The following is a 16,563-nucleotide window of genomic DNA, read 5'->3' on the forward strand; positions in this document are numbered from 1 at the left end:
CCTCAGTCGGCCGGGCTGCATTCCACCATGTCATAGGGTGTGACCACGCAATCATGTCCGGCCCCGGCCGGCGGTGTCGTGGTCTGGCATGCGCTTGTCAGGATCGTTGCGAAAAGCACGAGAACCGTTTGCACCAGTTTCATCGTCCCATCGCTCCGCCGGTGCCCTATTGCGTGCGCTTGACCCGCACGATGACGTCCACATGGGTCACTTTCATGCCTTCGGGCGCATCGGGAATGCCGGCGATCTTGATCGAATCGGAGGGAATATCCTCGATCCGCTGTTCGTCCTCGATAAAGAAGTGGTGGTGGTCGGTGGTGTCGGTGTCGAAATAGGACCGTGCAGCGTCCACCGAGATTTCGCGCAACAGCCCGGCCTGCCGGAACTGGTGCAGCGAATTGTAGATGGTGGCCAGGGAAACCTGCACCCCCGCGCCCTCGGCTTCCGAATGGAGCTGTTCGGCGTTGACGTGCCGGTGCGGTCCGGAAAACAGAAGTTCGGCCAGCGCGAGCCGCTGGCGGGTGGGCCGCAGCCCGGCCATGCGCAGCACGGCCATAAGGCAGGGGCCGCGTGAGGGATGCGCCTCGGCCCTAATCGATGCAGTCATTGGCTCTGTTTTTTTGTTCGGAAATTGCCATTATGTGCCGGACTATACCGGGCCGGGCACCCCGACACAAGAACTCCCCGGTTTCCCGCGCGTCATGGTCGCATCCCGCGGTTCACTGCCCCCGTTGGCCGACGTCGCCGGCCCGTGTCGGTACGCCGGGAAATCGGTCCGGCCATTGCCGTCCGTCCGGCAGCCGACGCGACCGGGCTCCCAAACTAAACCATTGAAAAAATGACATTTATCGAAATATGCGATCGGTCGGGAACGCGCGGCCCATGCCCGATGTTATCCACCGTCACCACTTGAAAGTGATGCCGCTGTCCCGGTTCTGATTGCCAAGGGTCAGCCAAGGGGTCTAGACTCCATCCTGCCCGCCGGAATTTGGGTGCAGAAGAGTTTGGCTCCCGTGCCGGGCATCCGAAACCAGACCAAGAGGCCATCATGAGCTTGCGTGTATCTGGCAAAAACATGGACGTCGGGGAGACCCTTCGTGGCACCGCCACCGATCGGATCGACGCTGTGGTTGGGAAATATTTCGATGGAGGATATGACGGTCATCTGACCCTCGAGCCCGAAGGCATCGGGTTCAAGGCCGATTGCATGATTCATCTCGATACCGGCGTCGTGCTGCAGGCCACCGCCTCGGCCAATGACGCGACGGCGGCCTATGAGGATATGGCCACCCACATCGAAAAGCGCCTCCGGCGCTACAAGCGCAAGCTCAAGAATCACAGACGCTCCACCAATGGAACGGGAGCGGCGGACGGCTATTCGGCCTATGTGCTCGCCGCGCCCGACGACGATATCGAACTCGACGAGGATTTTGCGCCGCCCGTCATTGCCGAGGCCACCTCCAACCTGCGCACCATGAGCGTGGGCGAGGCGGTTATGGAGCTTGATCTGTCACAGTCCGATGTAATTGTGTTCCGGCACGCTGGACACGGGGGCATGAATGTGGTTTACCGCCGGGCCGACGGGAACATCGGATGGATCGATCCGGCCCTGTCGCAAACATGACGCGCAATGGCGCGGTCCCGGGGAGGGTGGATGCCACCTTCCCGGACGGGAAACGCGCCGGACACATTGCCCCCTCACCGTTGTATAGGACAACGCAAATGGCGTGGGCTCGATATGAGATTGTCGGCGGTCATTGAAGAGAAACGTCACCCAAAAGGTTTGTTAAATGGAACTTGCTGACATCCTGTCGCAGGATTCGATCATTGCCTGCGCTAAGGTCGCGAGCAAACGCCAGCTCCTTCAACTCCTGGCTGATCGTGCGTCTGAACTCGTCGGTATCGACGCGCAGGTGATCTTCGAGACACTGCAGAACCGCGAGCAGCTCGGCTCGACCGGCCTGGGCAATGGCATCGCCATCCCCCATGGCAAGATCAAGGGCCTGCCCAGCGTCACGGCGGTCTTTGCCCGCCTTGCCCAGCCCATCGATTTCGACGCCGTGGACGACCAGCCGGTCGACCTCGTCGTCATGCTCCTGGCCCCCGAAGGGTCGGGTGCCGATCATTTGAAGGCCCTCAGCCGCGTCGCGCGCCTGCTGCGGGCCGACGGCGTCGTGGATCGGCTTCGCGCCACAAAGGATGAAACCAAGCTGCGCGACATCCTCACAACCCCGGCCGAAGCCATCAACGCGGCCTGATCCCTACGATTGACCGCCTGATACCAACAAGGCCGCCCTTTGGGGCGGCCTTTCGATTTCGGGTGGGCGTCGGCCGTCTTGGAGCGCGTCCAGCAAAAGTGGAAACGGTTTTGCGGTTCGGACGCGTGAAAAAACAACGACTTAGATCAAGTTAGCGATTCGACGAAAAGCGGATTTGATCTAATAGCCGTAAAGCATGTATTCCGGCAGTGGCACCGTTCCCTCTTCGATCACCGGTTCGATGCTTATGCATTCGCGCTCACGCCCCAGCGTATCGGCGATCGTGCGGGCCGTCTTATTGGCATCGGGATTGCCCGTTGCCACCACATACCCCACGATGCACCCCTGCCACGCTTCGATCAGCCCCACCTTCTGGACAACCAGCACCTCGACGGGCTCGTCCCGCTCGGGCGCGGCTACGAACCAGCGCTGTATGGTGGCGAACGGGACCTGCCGGTCGCCCTCGCTCAACACCCGCCATTCGATCACATCGTGCGGCGCGCCCGTATCGACAAAGCTCGCCCAGCGCGAAACCAGCTCGCCCTGCGGTGGAAACCCGAAATAAAGGCTGTGATTGTCCCCGATTGTCTGGAGCAGCACTGGATAGCCGCCATAGCCGGGACAAACCGCCTGCGCCGGCATCCCGGCGTCCGCATCGCCGGGCGCAAACATCACGCACCGGGCCGCATCGAAATCGGTATAGACGCTCTCGATCGTCTGGGCCGATGCCCCGGCCATGCCCAAAAGCATCGCCATCACCGCAAATCCAATCCGCATCATGGCTCCCTCCACAGCACTTCTCGAGCATCGATACCAGCTTTCAGGCACGAAAGCCCGGGCGACCTGCGTGATAAAAAAGGGCCATCCCATGCGGGGCAGCCCTTTTTGGTTTAGCGTTTCCAGCTATCGTTATAGAATACGACGCGGTAGCCGTCAGGATCCTCAAACGTAACGCCTTCGGCGTCCCACCATGGATTGAAGGATTTCACCGGCGTGTAACCCACCGCTTCCATGCGGTCGCGCGCCTGCCCATAGGCGGTTTCATCTGGCAGGTAAAAGACCAGCAGATTGTCTTTTGTTGGCGCGCGTCCGGCGGTGTGGCTATGCGCGCGGGTAAATTCGAGGTGATAGGGCGCGCCGGATCCGCCCAGGATTATGCCATCGAACCCGTTATGTGCCTCGAAGCGGGATAAAAGTTCAAACCCCATCCCGTCGCGATAGAAATGCAGGAGCGCGTCGATGTTGTCGGTGGGGCGGGCGACACGCAGCACCGGCGCACTCTTGGCAGGCTCATTCATGGCTAATGCAACGTCGCCAGTTGCACTTCGTGGCCGTCGATCCAGTCCATGATCGCGTCTTCGGTGTCGGCGATCAGAACGGGAGCGCCGTCGGCACTCATGAGCAGTTCCAGCCTTTGTTCGGCAGGCGCCATGGCGGCCTGGGGGATGAATTCGGCCAGTTCGCCCGCGTTCATCTGCTTGCGGAACACGATGTCCCCGGCGCCCAGCGCGGCAAATTGCGCGGCGGTCAGCGCCTTGAGCGGTTCGGCCGAAACGCCCAGATGGGCGTCAGTGAACGCTGTCTTTTCAATGGGCTTGTTCATAACGCATACCTCTCTACTCGACCGAACGGATCTCGATACGGCGGGTCACGGTCTCGGTGACGGGCCGGTATACGGTGATAACGAGGAGGCCGTCTTTCAGTTCGGCGCCCTCTATCCTCATGCCGTCGGCAAGCAGGAAAGTACGCTGGAACTGCCTTGCGGCGATGCCGCGATGCAGATACTGGCGCGCACCGTCTTCGGCCTGCCTGCCCCGCACGATGAGCTGATTATCCTCCCCAATCACTTCCAGATCGTTACGAGAAAATCCCGCGACCGCAATGGCGATCGAATAGGTCTCATCCCCACCTTGTGCGGTTACCCGCTCGATATTGTAGGGAGGATATCCCTCGGAGGCCCGTGCGAGCCGGTCGAAACGTTCTTCGAACGTGTCAAAGCCCAGAAGGAAGGGGGCGGAAAACAGCGATACCCGTGTCATCGGTCGTTCATGTCCTTGATACCAAGCAACATCCTGACGATGACCCTCTTTTAGGCTTCATCGTCACTTGGCTATGATATGGGTCGCAGCGCGCGCCGTTCAAGAGAACTTATCGATGCTAAAAGAGCTTGCCGTCTCCATCGTCATGCCCGCCTACAGGGCGCAGGGCACCATCGCCCGCGCCGTCGCCTCGGCGCTGGCCCAGACCCATGTCCATTTCGAATTGATCGTGGTCGCCGATGACGAGGAGGATTACGAGGCCGTTCTGGGCCGGGCGGGCATTGTCGATCCGCGGCTGCGGTTTTTCGCGTCGGGCCTGATCGGCGCCGGCTCATGCCCGGCCCGCAATGTGGGGCTGGACGCCGCCCGCTATGAAATCGCCGCGATTCTGGATGCCGACGACGCCTTCAAGCCCGAAAAGCTCGAGATCATGGTGCCGCTCGCCATCGAATACGGGCTGGTCTCCTGCGCGCTGGATGTCACCACGCCCGAGGGTTCCCACCTGCGCTATGTCGGCGAAGGCGAAAACCGCCTGCTTTCGCCCGGCGACTACAAATTCACCAATTTTTCCATGGATTCCATGCTGGTCCACGATCGCCGCCGCGCCGATCCGCGCTTTTCGACAACCCAGCCCTCGATGACCGATCTCGATTTCCTGCTCAAGCTCTTTGCCGGTGTGCCGGCCTGTTTCCACGTCGGGGTGCCATTGCACGATTACGTGAAGATGCCCGTTTCGCTCTCCAATGGCCCCGGTGTCACCGAGAGGATGGTCGCCTCCAAGACCATGATGCGAAAAGGCCTGGCCGAGGGGCGCTACCCCCTGGCCGACCCGACCGGAATTGTCGGCATGGGCCGTTTTCTCGACATCTCGCTCGCCGCCGAAAAAACCTATGCCCCCCGACCCGGCGCCAGTCCGCCCGATCTCTTCGAAGATCATCTCGAGCCGCTATTAAAGCGGTAGGGTCATGGTCGGCTCGCCGATGGGAGCCGGCCCATCCTCCAGACACCCCATCGCCACAAGCGTTTGCCGCATGGCGGTATCGAGCGGCGTGCGCGGCTCTTGGCCGAGCAGTTCGACGAGCCTTGTGTTGTCCATCCGCATCGGATGACGCCAGACCGCCGCGATATCGGCCGCCTCGCGCGCAAAACCGCCGAACGGCGCCAGAAGATGCATCGCCCACCAGGGAAAGCGCCAGACCGGCAATTTGCGACCCACCTGGCCCTCAACAGCCGCGATCATCACTTTTCCGCTCGCATCGTAAACCCCCTCGAACTGCACCCGCTCGAACGGGCGCAGATTTTCCGGACGTTCGAGCAGCAGCGCGAAGGTTTGCGCAAGATCGGGCAGATACGCCCAACTGTGCCCGCCCCCGCGCGCGACATTGACGATCCGCCGCACCGGCTTGCCCGGCGCCACCATGGCCTGCGCAAACCAGCTCGACCGCGCGCCCGGCCCGAAAAAATCGCCGGCCCGCACGATAAGGCTTTCCCCCTCCGGCGCCGCCCGCTCGAGCCGGGCTTCGAGCTCGGCCCGAATGCGCCCCTTGACGCTTTTCGGGTTCTGCGGGCTGGCCTCACTCAATACCGGGGTTTGTGCCGGATCGAAATTATAGACGGTGCCCGGAAGCGCGATCCGCGCGCCCACGGCCCGCGCAGCGGCAATCGTGTTGTCGATCATCGGCAGCACCAGTCTGTCCCAATCCTTGTAGCCCGGCGGATTGACCGCGTGCACGATGACCGAAACACCTTCAGCGCCACGGCTCACATCGGCCCGGCTCATCGCGTCTCCGCCCACCCATTGGACCCCGGCCGGCCCGTTCCGGCGGGCCGCTTCGAGATCTCGCGCCAGCCCGCGCACCGCCCATCCCCTGGCCAGCAACGCCCCGGCGATGGCGCCGCCCACCCCGCCTGTGGCCCCCAGAACCAGTGCCGTCCTCTTTTCGCTATCCATGACCTAAATCCTTCATCCGCATTTCAGATGACCGAAAGATGGGCTCGCGCGCTTTGAAAATAAATTGTCAAAACTTGCAGTATTGCCTACAAGAAATTTATGAAGCGAACGATCAACTGGGACGATCAGCGTATCTTCCTCGCCGTGCTCGAAGCGGGCAGCCTTTCGGGCGCAGCGCGACGCCTTGGCCTGTCACACCCCACGGTGCGCAGCCGCATCGAGGCGCTCGAAGCCGATCTGGGCGTCGTGTTGTTCACCCGCTCGATGACCGGGCTCACCCCCACCGAGGCGGCAGAGGCCCTGCGCGAGCCCGCTCAGGCCATGGCAACGGCATCGCAGGTGTTCATCCGCCGCGCCTCGGCGCCCGAAGCGGCTATTGCCGGGGTCGTCCGCCTGAGCGTGCCCGATTTCATGGGCATCGAAGTGGTTCCCGCAATGCTCGAACGCTTGAGGGTCGCCCATCCGGCCATCAGGATCGAGCTGTCCCTGTCAAACCTCCCCGCAGATCTCATGGCCCAGGAGGTCGATCTGGCGGTCCGCGCCATGGAGCCCAAGCAAAAAGGGCTTGTCGCCCGCAAGGTGGCCAATATCCCCTTGGGTTTTTTCGCGTCCAAAGCCTATGTCGCGCGGCGCGGGCAGCCGCTCACCACCGACCAGCTCGCCGCCCACGATATCATCGGTCCCGATCGTAACCTGTCCGACCTGGCGCTGGCCGGGCCCTTCGCCGCCGCGTTCGATCCCGCCGGTCTTGTGTTGCGCACCGACAGTCACCCTGCCCAACTGGCCGCCGCCCGGGCCGGCCTGGGCATCGCCCTGGTCCAGGTGCCTACAGGCAATGCCGATGCCGGTCTGGTCAGGATCCTGCCCGATTTTTCCCCCGCCGATATCCAGACCTGGATCGTCACCCACGAAAACCTGGCCCGCGTGCCGCGCGTCCGTGCCGTGTTCGATGCGCTCGTTGCCGGGTTCCACGCCATGATGCGTGGGGTGAAGTGACCGCAACGCAACCAGTTCGCCCCTTTGTGCGTTATAGAACTGTCCTTTTTCGGGACGACCATTCACTTTGCTGTTGTGGGGACAAAATGGAAGACGCAGGAATTGGCTGGATTGCAGCCATCATCATTGGCGGTCTGGCCGGCTGGATAGCCTCGGCCATCATGAAGACCGGCACGGGAATTTTTCTCAACATCGTTCTCGGCATCGTCGGCGCGGCGATTGCCAGTTTTCTTTTCGGCCTTGTCGGAATTTCGTTCGGCGGCTGGCTGGGTTATCTGATCGCCGGTCTGATCGGTGCGTGTATCCTCATCGCGCTTGTCAGGGCCGTTCGGCGTTAGAGCTTCCAGGATAAGTGGGTATCACTTATCCGGTTCGGAAGCGCGACAAAACAAGGACTTAGAGCAATAGAAGCGATTCGAGGAAGCGCTGAAATGCTCTAGAAAGTTTTGCATAAAGCGATATTGACGACCGGCGCCTTGCCCAGGGCGCCGGTCTTTTCTTGGGATCGCCGTATTCATACGGTCCGTCACCATCCTCATGCGCCCACAGACGTCCTGGTAGCGTTTGCGGTTTAATTTTCCCCCCGCACCATCAGCAGAGGAAGGGGGCTTTATGCCCGGCGGGTCGCGTCAGCCCTTGCGGCAAAATTGGCTCAATGAGACGGGCAGCTCCGCCGTCGAATTTGCCTTGATCGCGCCCGTCTTCCTGCTGCTTGTGTTCGGTGCCATCGGTTATGGCATTTATTTCGGCGCTGCCCATTCGGTCCAGCAACTGGCCGCCGATGCGGCCCGCGCCGCGGTGGCCGGGCTCTCGGGCGCCGAGCGCACGGCCCTCGCCACCGCCTTCCTCGCCGACAATGGTGGCTCGTACGTCCTTATCGACCCCGATCTCCTGACAATCGAGGCCGCCCCCAGCCCGTCCGATCCCGACCAGTTCCTGGTCCGTGTCAGCTATGATGCATCGGCGCTGCCCATCTGGAATCTCCACCCCCCGCTTCCCCTGCCCGACAGGACGATAAGGTTTGCCTCAACCATTCGGAATGGCGGGGTGTGAGCCATGCACCGGCTCCAGGGTTTTCTCGCCGATGTCAGGGCCAATGTCGTAACGCTGTTTGCCGCCGGCGCGCCGGTGCTGCTCGGGCTGGCGGCCTTTGCCGTCGATGAGGCCTCCCTGCATCTTGAAAAGCGCCGTTTGCAATCGGCCGCCGATCTGGCCGCCATCCATGCCGCAGCCGACCCCGCCAACGCCGCCGACCGCGTGCGGGTGGCCCTGACGGACGCGGGTTATGATCCCTTGCCCGAAACAATTCTCGTCCAGACCGGCCATTACGCCCCCGATCCATCGCTTGCTCCCGCGTCCCGCTTTGCCCCCGATACCGGCCCGGTCAATGCGGCCCGCGTCACCCTGCGGCGCCAGGGCACCGTCCATTTCGCTTCGATTTTCGGTTTTGCCCCGCCCCGCATCGGCGTTGTGGCCACCGCCAGCGCCACCCCCATGGCCACCTGGTCCATCGGCTCGCGCCTCGCCAGCCTCGATGGCGGCGTGCTCAACGCCGTGCTGGGCGGCCTTCTGGGCACCCAATTGTCCCTCACCCTGCTCGATTACAACGCCATTGCCGATATCGATATTGCGCTGCTCGATTTCCTCGACGCCCTGGCCGGCGAAGTCGGTCTGGAGGTCGGCACCTATTCCGAACTCCTCGATGCCGATGTTTCGCTCGGCGCCATCGCCACCGCAATCGCCTCGGCCTCGGGGGGCAATGCAGTCCTCGTGCAACTGGCCGGGCTGATCGACGAAACCATCAGTGTGGATATGGCACGCCTCATCGTCGCCGACGGGCTGGCCGGGCTGGCGCTTGGCACTTCGGCCGCCGTCGAGGCCAGCATCGATGCGCTGGGCCTTTTGTCCGCCGCCGCATTGGTGGCCGATGGCAACCGCCATGTCAGCCTTGAGCTGGGCGCGGGCGTACCGGGCATTGTCGGCATCGACGTGGCGCTCGTCGTGGGCGAACCGCCGGTCACCGGCTGGTTTACGCTCTCGGGCGAGGGCGACTATCTGCGCACCGCCCAGACCCGGCTGCGGCTCGATATATCCGTTCTGGGCGATGGCGGCGGCCTCGGCCTGCTCGATATCACATTGCCCGTCTATGCCGAGCTCGCCCCCGCCGAAGCCCGCATCGCGTCCCTCGCCTGCCCGCCCGGCCGCCCCGATCAGGGTACGGCCACCATCGCCGCGCGCCCCGGTGTGTTGCGGCTCGCCGTGGGCAACACCCCGCATGCGGCCTTCCTCGACACACAAAGCCCGCTGGTGGTCACCGAAACGCCCATCGTCTCGCTTCTGGGCGGTATTGCCCGGGTCAATGCCCGCGCCGATATTTCAATGAGCCAGACAAGCCCCGTCCCGCTCTATTTCACGGCGGCCGACGCCGCCAATGGCACCATCCGCACGGCAAGCACGCAAACCCCCGTGTCGAGCCTCACCAGCTCCTTGATCGGCGATCTCGACCTGGAACTGGAAATCTTGTCGATCAGCCTGCTCGGCTCGCTCCTCTCGGGCGCGCTGGGCACCGTCGAAACCCTGCTCGATCCTGTTGCCCCCATCCTCGACGAGGTCCTGATGGTGCTTTTCGATACGCTCGGCCTCGGCCTTGGCGAAATCGATGTCGCCGTCCACGGCTTCGACTGCCGCAACGCCGCCCTGGTGCAATAGGGCCAGTCCCACCCAAAGAAAAAGCGCTCTTCTGCGCTCGGCACCATCGGCGCCACACACCCTTGGTCACCCCGGCCTTGAGCCGGGGTCCAGTACACTCGGCGTTCGCGATAGACCCCATCAATCTTGCCGGTTACCGAATCCCCTGTGACGCCGGTGAGAAGGTCGATTTCCCGCTTCCTGCCCCGGTGAAAGCCGGGGGCCGGCAACATTGCGGCAGTCGAAAACTCAAATGCTCGTGCTACCCCTTGGCCTTTCCATTGGGATGCAGCGTCTCCCCCCGCGCCAGCATGGCAACGAATTTTTCGATGTTGCGGGACCGTGTTTCCGCCTTTTTGACCCCGTTGATCCGGAACATCAGCGCATAAAGATTGGCGCGATTGAGCGTTTCATAGACCTTGAACGCCTCAGGATTTGCCCGCACCGCCGCAACAAAATCCTCGGGCATGGTGAATTCGGCCCCCGAGGAATAGGCAGCGTCCCAGCGCCCGTCGCCCTTGGCCGCCTCGATCTGCGCCAGTCCCGGTTCGCGCATCAGCCCGTCTTCGATCAGCTTTTCGGCGTGGCGGGTATTGATCTGGCTCCAGATCGATTTCTTGCGCCGCGGGGTAAAGCGCAAAAGATAGGATTTTTCGTCGTGCTTTTTCTTGATCCCGTCGATCCACCCCCAGCACAGCCCGGCCCGCACGGCCTCCTCGTAACTGATCGTTTCGACCCCCGATCCCTTCTTGAAAAACTGAACCCAAACCTCGTCCCATGCGCCCCCATGCTGGGCCAGCCAGCCATAAAAGCTCTCGAAATCGACAAACGGACGAATTTTATCCGGATCGGGAATGACAGGCGGCATGACGACTCCTCTTTTCCCCAACTCTACAGAGAGACGCTGTCCGTGCAAGTGATGGCCCGGGAGACAGTGCGCAAGGCCTAAAAGAAAGGCCCCCTCACCCGTCTGGCTGCGCCAGCCGACCTCTCCCCCAAGGGAGAGGTGTCCCCCGGCACTTGCGGCTTTCTTACCTCTCCCTTGGGGGGAGAGGTCGGACCGCAGGTCCGGGTGAGGGGGCCTTTCCTTTGCGCGATACAGAGATATGGTCCTGCTCATCATGAGCCAACGCAAAACCATTCGCGGCGCGAGAGCCTGCGAAAAACACGAATTTCAAAGGAAGACTGGACGAGGCGAAGCCGAGGACCCGGCCGACCATTCGGTCGCGCCATCGCAGGCGCAACGAAGGGCATAGGGCGGTTTTAGCCCGTCATGTCCGCAGTGGTGCGCGTCGTGAGAAAAAAGAAACAAATGGTGGAGGTAAGAGGCGAAGCCTCGAACCGCGACAAGGCCGCAAATGCGGCCCGCGCAACGTTTTGCGCGCCCCATCGGAGCGCCAGCGAACCGCGTAGCGCGGCTTTAGCGCGTCATGCGGTGAGTGATACGGCGCGTGAGATATGGAAAATGGTGGAGCCAAGCGGGATCGAACCGCTGACCTCCTGCATGCCATGCAGGCGCTCTCCCAGCTGAGCTATGGCCCCATCGATTGGTGGCGCGCAATGCGCCGTCCGGGTGGTTCCTCAGGTGCCCTGAGCGAACGGGCGGAACCTAGTGAGAAGTGTTTTGCGACGCAAGAGCAAAAATTGCCATGCGTCGCAAATTTTTCATGCGGCTCGAAAAAGCCCTGTCATGCCCGCAGCGGTGCGCGCCGTGAGACGGATGGACGAGGCGCAGCCGAGGACCTCGGCCAACGTTTTGGCCGCCCCGCCGGAGGGCCAGCGCACGGCATAGCGCGCAGGCCGCCGGCGCGAGGCAAAAAGACCGCGCGCGTCATGCCCGCAGCGGTGCGGCCCGTGAGGCAAAACAACCGAGCGCTTTAGCGCTCGTCATCGTCCACTTCGACGTCGAAATCGATGTCGTCTTCGTCGTCATCGGTTTCAAGGAAGGTGTCGTCGTCGTCACCGCCCAGTTCCTCGTCGACCTCGACATCCTCGACATCGGGAATGTCGTCGTCATTGTCGTCATCATCGTCGGTATCGTCTTCGGCATCGCTGAGCGAGATGACTTCGGCGCCCGCTTCAGCGGCCGCGACATCCACGTCGGCCTCCTCGACCTCGTCTTCTTCTTCGACCTTGTCGGCCTTGCGCTCCTTGGCACCGAACTTGGCGGCCGCCTTTTCCTGAGCGGCTTCGAAAAAGCTCAAGGGATAGGATTTTCCGGTATAGGGCGAGACCACCGGGTCCTTACCCAGATCGTAGAATTTCTTGCCCGTCACCGGGCATGTCCGCTTGGTACCGCGTTCGTCACTGGCCAAGGCAATTCCCCATTCATCTGCTGCTGTAGGGTTGGTATTTCGAGCGCCCCGAAAAACGCTAGCGGGTTTTTGCTAAGGGGCGCAACAGGCATAAAGTGCGGGCGCAACACCCTCGGCAGAATAAGGGCGGCCACGTTGGGGGTTCGGTTAGCGTGAAATTTTCGCCGCTGTCAAACGCAAAATGTAAGCGGCCATGCCCGTGATTGGCAGGCAGATACGATCATGCTAAGCCCGACCTCGTTTTTACCCTTTCCAGTCCCGGTTCGTTTGCCATGTCCCATGCCCTCCCGCCGCGTCCGCGCGCCAGCCACAATGCCGGCGCCCTTTCCGGGTCCATAAGGGTGCCCGGCGACAAGTCGATTTCCCACCGCGCCATGATGTTCGGCGCCATGGCGCTGGGCCGCACCACCGTCACCGGCCTGCTCGAAGGCGAGGATGTGCTGGCGACGGGCCGCGCCATGCAGGCCTTGGGCGCCAATATCGAAAAGATCGGGGAGACCTGGCAGATCGACGGGCTCGGCGTCGGCGGCTTTCTCGCGCCGCAGACCGATCTCGATTTCGGCAATGCGGGCACCGGCGTGCGGCTGACCATGGGCCTTGTCGGCGCTTACCCCTTCGTTACCCGCTTTGTGGGCGATGCTTCGCTCTCGGCCCGCCCCATGGGCCGCGTGCTCGATCCGCTGCGCGCCATAGGCGTTGAAGTGGTCGAACACCACGAAAACCGCCTGCCTATTGCATTGAAGGGCCCCACCGATCCCGTGCCGGTGCATTACCGCGTGCCCATGGCCTCCGCCCAGGTCAAATCCTGCGTGCTTTTGGCCGGCCTCGTCATCCCCGGCACAACCACGGTGATCGAGCCGATCATGACCCGCGATCACACCGAAAAGATGCTCGAAGGCTTCGGCGCCGATATCGCCATCGCCACCGATGCCGATGGCGTGCGCACCATCACCGTTGCCGGCCTGCCCGAGCTCAAAGCGCAAGAGTTGATCGTCCCCGGCGATCCCTCTTCGGCCGGTTTCCCGCTGGTCGCCGCCCTCATCGTGCCGGGCTCGGAAGTGGTCATCGAAAACGTTCTGATGAACCCCACCCGCACCGGGCTTATCGATACGCTCATTGAGATGGGCGGCGACATCGCAATCGAAAACCGCCGCGTCTCGGGCGGCGAGGACATCGCCGACCTGCGGGTGAAACATTCGCGTTTGAAGGGCGTCTCCGTCCCCGCCTCCCGCGCCCCCTCGATGATCGATGAATACCCGGTCCTCGCCGTCGCCGCCTCGTTTGCGCAAGGCGTCACCCACATGGCGGGGCTCGAGGAATTGCGGGTGAAAGAATCCGACCGCCTCGCCGCGGTGGCCCGCGGGCTCGAAGCCAATGGCGTTGTCTGCGAGGAAGGCGCCGATTTCCTCACCGTCACCGGCAAGGGCGCCGTCCCTGGCGGTGGCACGGTCGCAACCCACCTCGATCACCGCATCGCCATGAGCTTTCTCGTCATGGGGTTGGCTTCGGAAAAGCCCGTCACCGTCGATGACGACCGGATGATCGCGACGAGCTTCCCCAGCTTCGAAGCCGATTTCACCCGGCTGGGAGCCGGATTTTCCCAAAGTGAGGACGCCGCATGATTGTCGCGGTGGATGGGCCGGCGGCCTCGGGCAAGGGCACCATCGCCGCCGCGCTGGGCAGGCACTTCAACCTGCCCCATCTCGATACGGGCCTGCTCTACCGCGCCGTCGGGCTGGCGGTCAAAGCCCATATCGATGCCCCCGATATCGAGGCACGGGCCACAAAGGCCGCCCAGGACCTCGATTCTGCCGTCATCGATCCTGAATTCCTGCTCGGTGCCGAAGTGGGCGTTCTGGCCTCAAAGATCGCCGTCTTCCCCGGCGTACGCAAAGCTCTCTTTGCTTTCCAGCGCGATTTCGCCACCCAGCCGCTCGGCGCCGTGCTCGATGGCCGCGATATCGGCACCACAATCGCCCCCGAGGCCGACGCCAAGCTCTTTATCGTCGCCGATCCCCAGGTTCGCGCCGCCCGCCGCGCCCGCCAGCTTCTAGCGCGCGGCCAGAGCGTCGATCGCGAAAAGCTGCTTACCGATATCAAGGCCCGCGACGCGCGCGATGCCGCCGCCCCCCATGGCGGATTTCACCCGGCTGACGATGCGGTCTTGCTCGATACGACCAATTTGGATATAGAAGCCGCCATTACGGCAGCCATCGCGCAAGTGGAGGCGGCTATCGCCCGCAAGTCGGCCCGCTCTTAAAGAGCGAAGGCAAAATCCAAACTTGCGGCGTTGGGCCACTAATCTTTCGCCGGGTGCTGGGACAATCGATAGCGTTGTGCTCTTGGCCTCCCCTCACCCCGTCCCTCTCCTCAGAGGGGCGAGGGAGTGAAGTCTTTGGCGAGCCCCTGATGTCCTTCGCCCCTTTGGGGAGAAGGTGGCCGCGAAGCGGTCGGATGAGGGGCGCAGCTCATGCAACCGGCACCGTTCGTTGTTTTTGTTCCACCCCCTGCCCATATACCTATCATCATCAACACCAACCCAAATGTTCCGCGCACCCGCTCGGAATGGAGTTTTAATGGCTAACCAGACCGCATCTGCAGAAGATTTCGAACAGCTCCTTTTTGAGAGCTTTCACGACATCGATCCCGTCGAGGGCACCGTTGTCAAAGGCAAGGTCGTCGCAATCGAAAAAGACCTCGCCATCATCGACGTTGGACTGAAGACCGAAGGCCGCGTGCCGATGAAGGAATTCGGCGCCGCCGGCCGCGACGGCACCATTGCCGTTGGCTCGGAAGTCGAAGTCTATGTCGACCGCGTCGAAAACGCGATGGGCGAGGCTGTCCTCTCCCGTGAGAAGGCCCGCCGCGAAGAAAGCTGGGTCCGCCTCGAAGTCCTTTACGACAAGGGCGAAAAGGTCGAAGGCCAGATCTTCAACCAGGTCAAGGGCGGCTTCACCGTCGATCTCGATGGCGCCGTGGCCTTCCTGCCGCGCTCCCAGGTCGATATCCGCCCCATCCGCGACATCGCTCCCCTGATGAACGTGCCGCAGCCCTTCCAGATTCTGAAAATGGACAAGCGCCGCGGCAATATCGTCGTCTCGCGCCGCGCCATTCTCGAAGAGAGCCGCGCCGAACAGCGTTCGGAAATCGTCCAGCAGCTCGAAGAGGGCCAGGTGGTCGAAGGCGTCGTCAAGAACATCACCGATTACGGTGCGTTCGTTGATCTGGGCGGCATCGATGGCCTGCTCCACGTCACCGACATCGCATGGCGCCGCGTCAATCACCCCAACGAAGTCCTGGCGATCGGCGAGACCATCAAGGTCCAGATCATCCGCGTCAATCAGGAAAGCCATCGTATTTCGCTGGGCATGAAGCAGCTCCAGGCCGATCCCTGGGAAGGCATTGCCGCCAAGTACCCGGTGGAAGCCAAGTTCACTGGCCGCGTGACCAACATCACCGATTACGGTGCGTTCGTCGAACTCGAGCCGGGCATCGAAGGCCTGATCCACGTCTCGGAAATGAGCTGGACCAAAAAGAACGTCCATCCGGGCAAGATCGTCTCGACCTCCCAGGAAGTCGAAGTGGTCGTTCTCGAAGTCGATCCCGAAAAGCGCCGCATCTCGCTTGGTTTGAAGCAAACCCTCGCCAATCCGTGGGAAAGCTTTGCCGACAAGTTCCCGATCGGCGCCGAGATCGAAGGCGAAGTCAAGAACAAGACCGAATTCGGCCTGTTCATCGGCCTCGATGGCGATGTGGACGGCATGGTCCACCTCTCCGATCTCGACTGGAACCGTCCGGGCGAAGAAGCGCTTGAGGATTACAACCGTGGCGATATCGTCAAGGCCAAGGTTCTCGACGTCGATATCGACAAGGAACGCATTTCCCTGGGCATCAAGCAGCTTGGGTCCGATGCGATGGCCGATGCCGCTGCCGGCTCCGATGGCCTGCGCAAGGGTGCCATCGTCACCACCGAAGTCACCGCCGTTACCGATGGTGGCCTCGAAGTGCGCATCGCCGATACCGACCTCAGCGCCTTCATCCGCCGCTCCGATCTGAGCCGCGACCGTGAAGACCAGCGCCCCGAACGCTTCGCCGTCGGCGAAAAGGTCGATGCCCGCATCACCCAGTTCGACAAGAAGACCCGCCGCATCGGCCTTTCGATCAAGGCCCTGGAAATCGCCGAAGAAAAAGAAGCCGTCGCTCAGTACGGTTCCTCCGACTCCGGCGCCTCCCTCGGCGACATCCTTGGTGCTGCGCTGAAAGGCCAGGACAAGAAGTAAGCAACGTAGTTGCTTCGACTTTAAGGGGCTCGCGCA

The 16,563-nt window shown here is 62.4% G+C and carries 19 protein-coding genes and 1 tRNA gene; 10 read left to right on the top strand and 10 right to left on the bottom strand.

Annotation, left to right across the window (positions count from 1 at the left end; translation table 11 throughout):
• Nucleotides 1–2 precede the first annotated feature (2 nt).
• A complete protein-coding gene (locus KKY_RS20605) occupies nucleotides 3–143 on the bottom strand; it encodes a hypothetical protein (protein WP_014132584.1) in 141 nt (46 codons plus the stop codon).
• Between the two features lie 23 nt (nucleotides 144–166).
• Complete coding sequence (irrA, locus tag KKY_RS16825) at nucleotides 167–607, bottom strand: iron response transcriptional regulator IrrA (protein ID WP_041528859.1); 441 nt, start codon at nucleotides 605–607, stop codon at nucleotides 167–169.
• A gap of 441 nt (nucleotides 608–1,048) precedes the next feature.
• On the opposite strand from irrA, the gene hpf reads away from it, so the two are divergent.
• Nucleotides 1,049–1,624, top strand: coding sequence for a ribosome hibernation-promoting factor, HPF/YfiA family (gene hpf / locus KKY_RS16830; RefSeq protein WP_041528860.1), 576 nt, complete (start codon nucleotides 1,049–1,051; stop codon nucleotides 1,622–1,624).
• 166 nt (nucleotides 1,625–1,790) lie between these two features.
• A complete protein-coding gene (ptsN, locus tag KKY_RS16835) occupies nucleotides 1,791–2,258 on the top strand; it encodes a PTS IIA-like nitrogen regulatory protein PtsN (protein WP_014132587.1) in 468 nt (155 codons plus the stop codon).
• A 180-nt stretch (nucleotides 2,259–2,438) separates the two neighbouring features.
• Here the strand turns inward: ptsN and KKY_RS16840 are convergent, their stop codons facing one another.
• The 4 genes from KKY_RS16840 to KKY_RS16855 form a co-directional block, all read right to left on the bottom strand.
• Nucleotides 2,439–3,038, bottom strand: a complete 600-nt coding sequence (locus KKY_RS16840; protein ID WP_050811747.1) for a hypothetical protein — start codon at nucleotides 3,036–3,038, stop codon at nucleotides 2,439–2,441.
• 110 nt (nucleotides 3,039–3,148) lie between these two features.
• A complete protein-coding gene (locus tag KKY_RS16845; protein WP_041528861.1) occupies nucleotides 3,149–3,556 on the bottom strand; it encodes a VOC family protein in 408 nt (135 codons plus the stop codon).
• A gap of 2 nt (nucleotides 3,557–3,558) precedes the next feature.
• Nucleotides 3,559–3,861 carry a DUF1150 family protein gene (locus tag KKY_RS16850; protein ID WP_014132590.1) on the bottom strand — a complete coding sequence of 101 codons (303 nt, stop codon included), beginning with the start codon at nucleotides 3,859–3,861 and terminating at the stop codon, nucleotides 3,559–3,561.
• Between the two features lie 13 nt (nucleotides 3,862–3,874).
• On the bottom strand, nucleotides 3,875–4,297 hold the full coding sequence (locus KKY_RS16855; protein ID WP_014132591.1) for an Hsp20 family protein: 423 nt from the start codon (nucleotides 4,295–4,297) through the stop codon (nucleotides 3,875–3,877).
• 115 nt (nucleotides 4,298–4,412) lie between these two features.
• Here KKY_RS16855 and KKY_RS19770 point away from each other — a divergent pair, with 115 nt between their 5' ends.
• Nucleotides 4,413–5,258, top strand: a complete 846-nt coding sequence (locus KKY_RS19770) for a glycosyltransferase family 2 protein (RefSeq protein WP_014132592.1) — start codon at nucleotides 4,413–4,415, stop codon at nucleotides 5,256–5,258.
• On the opposite strand, the gene KKY_RS16865 is transcribed toward KKY_RS19770, so the two are convergent.
• Nucleotides 5,247–6,248, bottom strand: a complete 1,002-nt coding sequence (locus tag KKY_RS16865) for an NAD(P)H-binding protein (protein ID WP_014132593.1) — start codon at nucleotides 6,246–6,248, stop codon at nucleotides 5,247–5,249. The two genes, KKY_RS19770 and KKY_RS16865, sit on opposite strands and share 12 nt — an antisense overlap.
• Nucleotides 6,249–6,347: 99 nt before the next feature.
• Here KKY_RS16865 and KKY_RS16870 point away from each other — a divergent pair, with 99 nt between their 5' ends.
• The 4 genes from KKY_RS16870 to KKY_RS16885 all read left to right on the top strand — a co-directional run bounded on the left by KKY_RS16870 (nucleotide 6,348) and on the right by KKY_RS16885 (nucleotide 9,953).
• The gene (locus tag KKY_RS16870; RefSeq protein ID WP_014132594.1) at nucleotides 6,348–7,244 is read left to right on the top strand and encodes a LysR family transcriptional regulator; all 897 of its coding nucleotides are present in this window, start codon (nucleotides 6,348–6,350) and stop codon (nucleotides 7,242–7,244) included.
• Between the two features lie 86 nt (nucleotides 7,245–7,330).
• Complete coding sequence (locus KKY_RS16875; protein WP_014132595.1) at nucleotides 7,331–7,582, top strand: GlsB/YeaQ/YmgE family stress response membrane protein; 252 nt, start codon at nucleotides 7,331–7,333, stop codon at nucleotides 7,580–7,582.
• Between the two features lie 274 nt (nucleotides 7,583–7,856).
• A complete protein-coding gene (locus KKY_RS16880; RefSeq protein WP_014132596.1) occupies nucleotides 7,857–8,297 on the top strand; it encodes a TadE family protein in 441 nt (146 codons plus the stop codon).
• Nucleotides 8,298–8,300: 3 nt separating this feature from the next.
• Entirely contained in the window at nucleotides 8,301–9,953 is a 1,653-nt protein-coding gene (locus KKY_RS16885) for a TadG family pilus assembly protein (RefSeq protein ID WP_014132597.1), read from the top strand.
• A gap of 241 nt (nucleotides 9,954–10,194) precedes the next feature.
• On the opposite strand, the gene KKY_RS16890 is transcribed toward KKY_RS16885, so the two are convergent.
• From KKY_RS16890 to KKY_RS16900, 3 genes are all read right to left on the bottom strand, one after another.
• On the bottom strand, nucleotides 10,195–10,800 hold the full coding sequence (locus KKY_RS16890) for a YdeI/OmpD-associated family protein (protein ID WP_014132598.1): 606 nt from the start codon (nucleotides 10,798–10,800) through the stop codon (nucleotides 10,195–10,197).
• A 598-nt stretch (nucleotides 10,801–11,398) separates the two neighbouring features.
• Nucleotides 11,399–11,474: transfer RNA gene (locus KKY_RS16895), tRNA-Ala, on the bottom strand.
• A 335-nt stretch (nucleotides 11,475–11,809) separates the two neighbouring features.
• Nucleotides 11,810–12,247, bottom strand: coding sequence for a TIGR02300 family protein (locus tag KKY_RS16900; RefSeq protein ID WP_041528862.1), 438 nt, complete (start codon nucleotides 12,245–12,247; stop codon nucleotides 11,810–11,812).
• 272 nt (nucleotides 12,248–12,519) lie between these two features.
• On the opposite strand from KKY_RS16900, the gene aroA reads away from it, so the two are divergent.
• The 3 genes from aroA (at nucleotide 12,520) to rpsA (ending at nucleotide 16,527) form a co-directional block, all read left to right on the top strand.
• Nucleotides 12,520–13,869, top strand: a complete 1,350-nt coding sequence (aroA, locus tag KKY_RS16905; protein ID WP_014132602.1) for a 3-phosphoshikimate 1-carboxyvinyltransferase — start codon at nucleotides 12,520–12,522, stop codon at nucleotides 13,867–13,869.
• Nucleotides 13,866–14,507: a (d)CMP kinase gene (gene cmk, locus KKY_RS16910; protein WP_014132603.1), complete on the top strand. Its 642-nt coding sequence runs from the start codon at nucleotides 13,866–13,868 to the stop codon at nucleotides 14,505–14,507. Before aroA ends, cmk begins: the two co-directional genes overlap by 4 nt.
• Before the next feature lie 316 nt (nucleotides 14,508–14,823).
• Nucleotides 14,824–16,527 (top strand): 30S ribosomal protein S1, encoded by a 1,704-nt coding sequence (gene rpsA, locus KKY_RS16915; RefSeq protein WP_014132604.1) that lies wholly within the window; start codon nucleotides 14,824–14,826, stop codon nucleotides 16,525–16,527.
• The last annotated feature ends 36 nt before the right edge of the window (nucleotides 16,528–16,563 follow it).

Source organism: Pelagibacterium halotolerans B2, assembly GCF_000230555.1.
GTDB classification, from domain to species: domain Bacteria; phylum Pseudomonadota; class Alphaproteobacteria; order Rhizobiales; family Devosiaceae; genus Pelagibacterium; species Pelagibacterium halotolerans.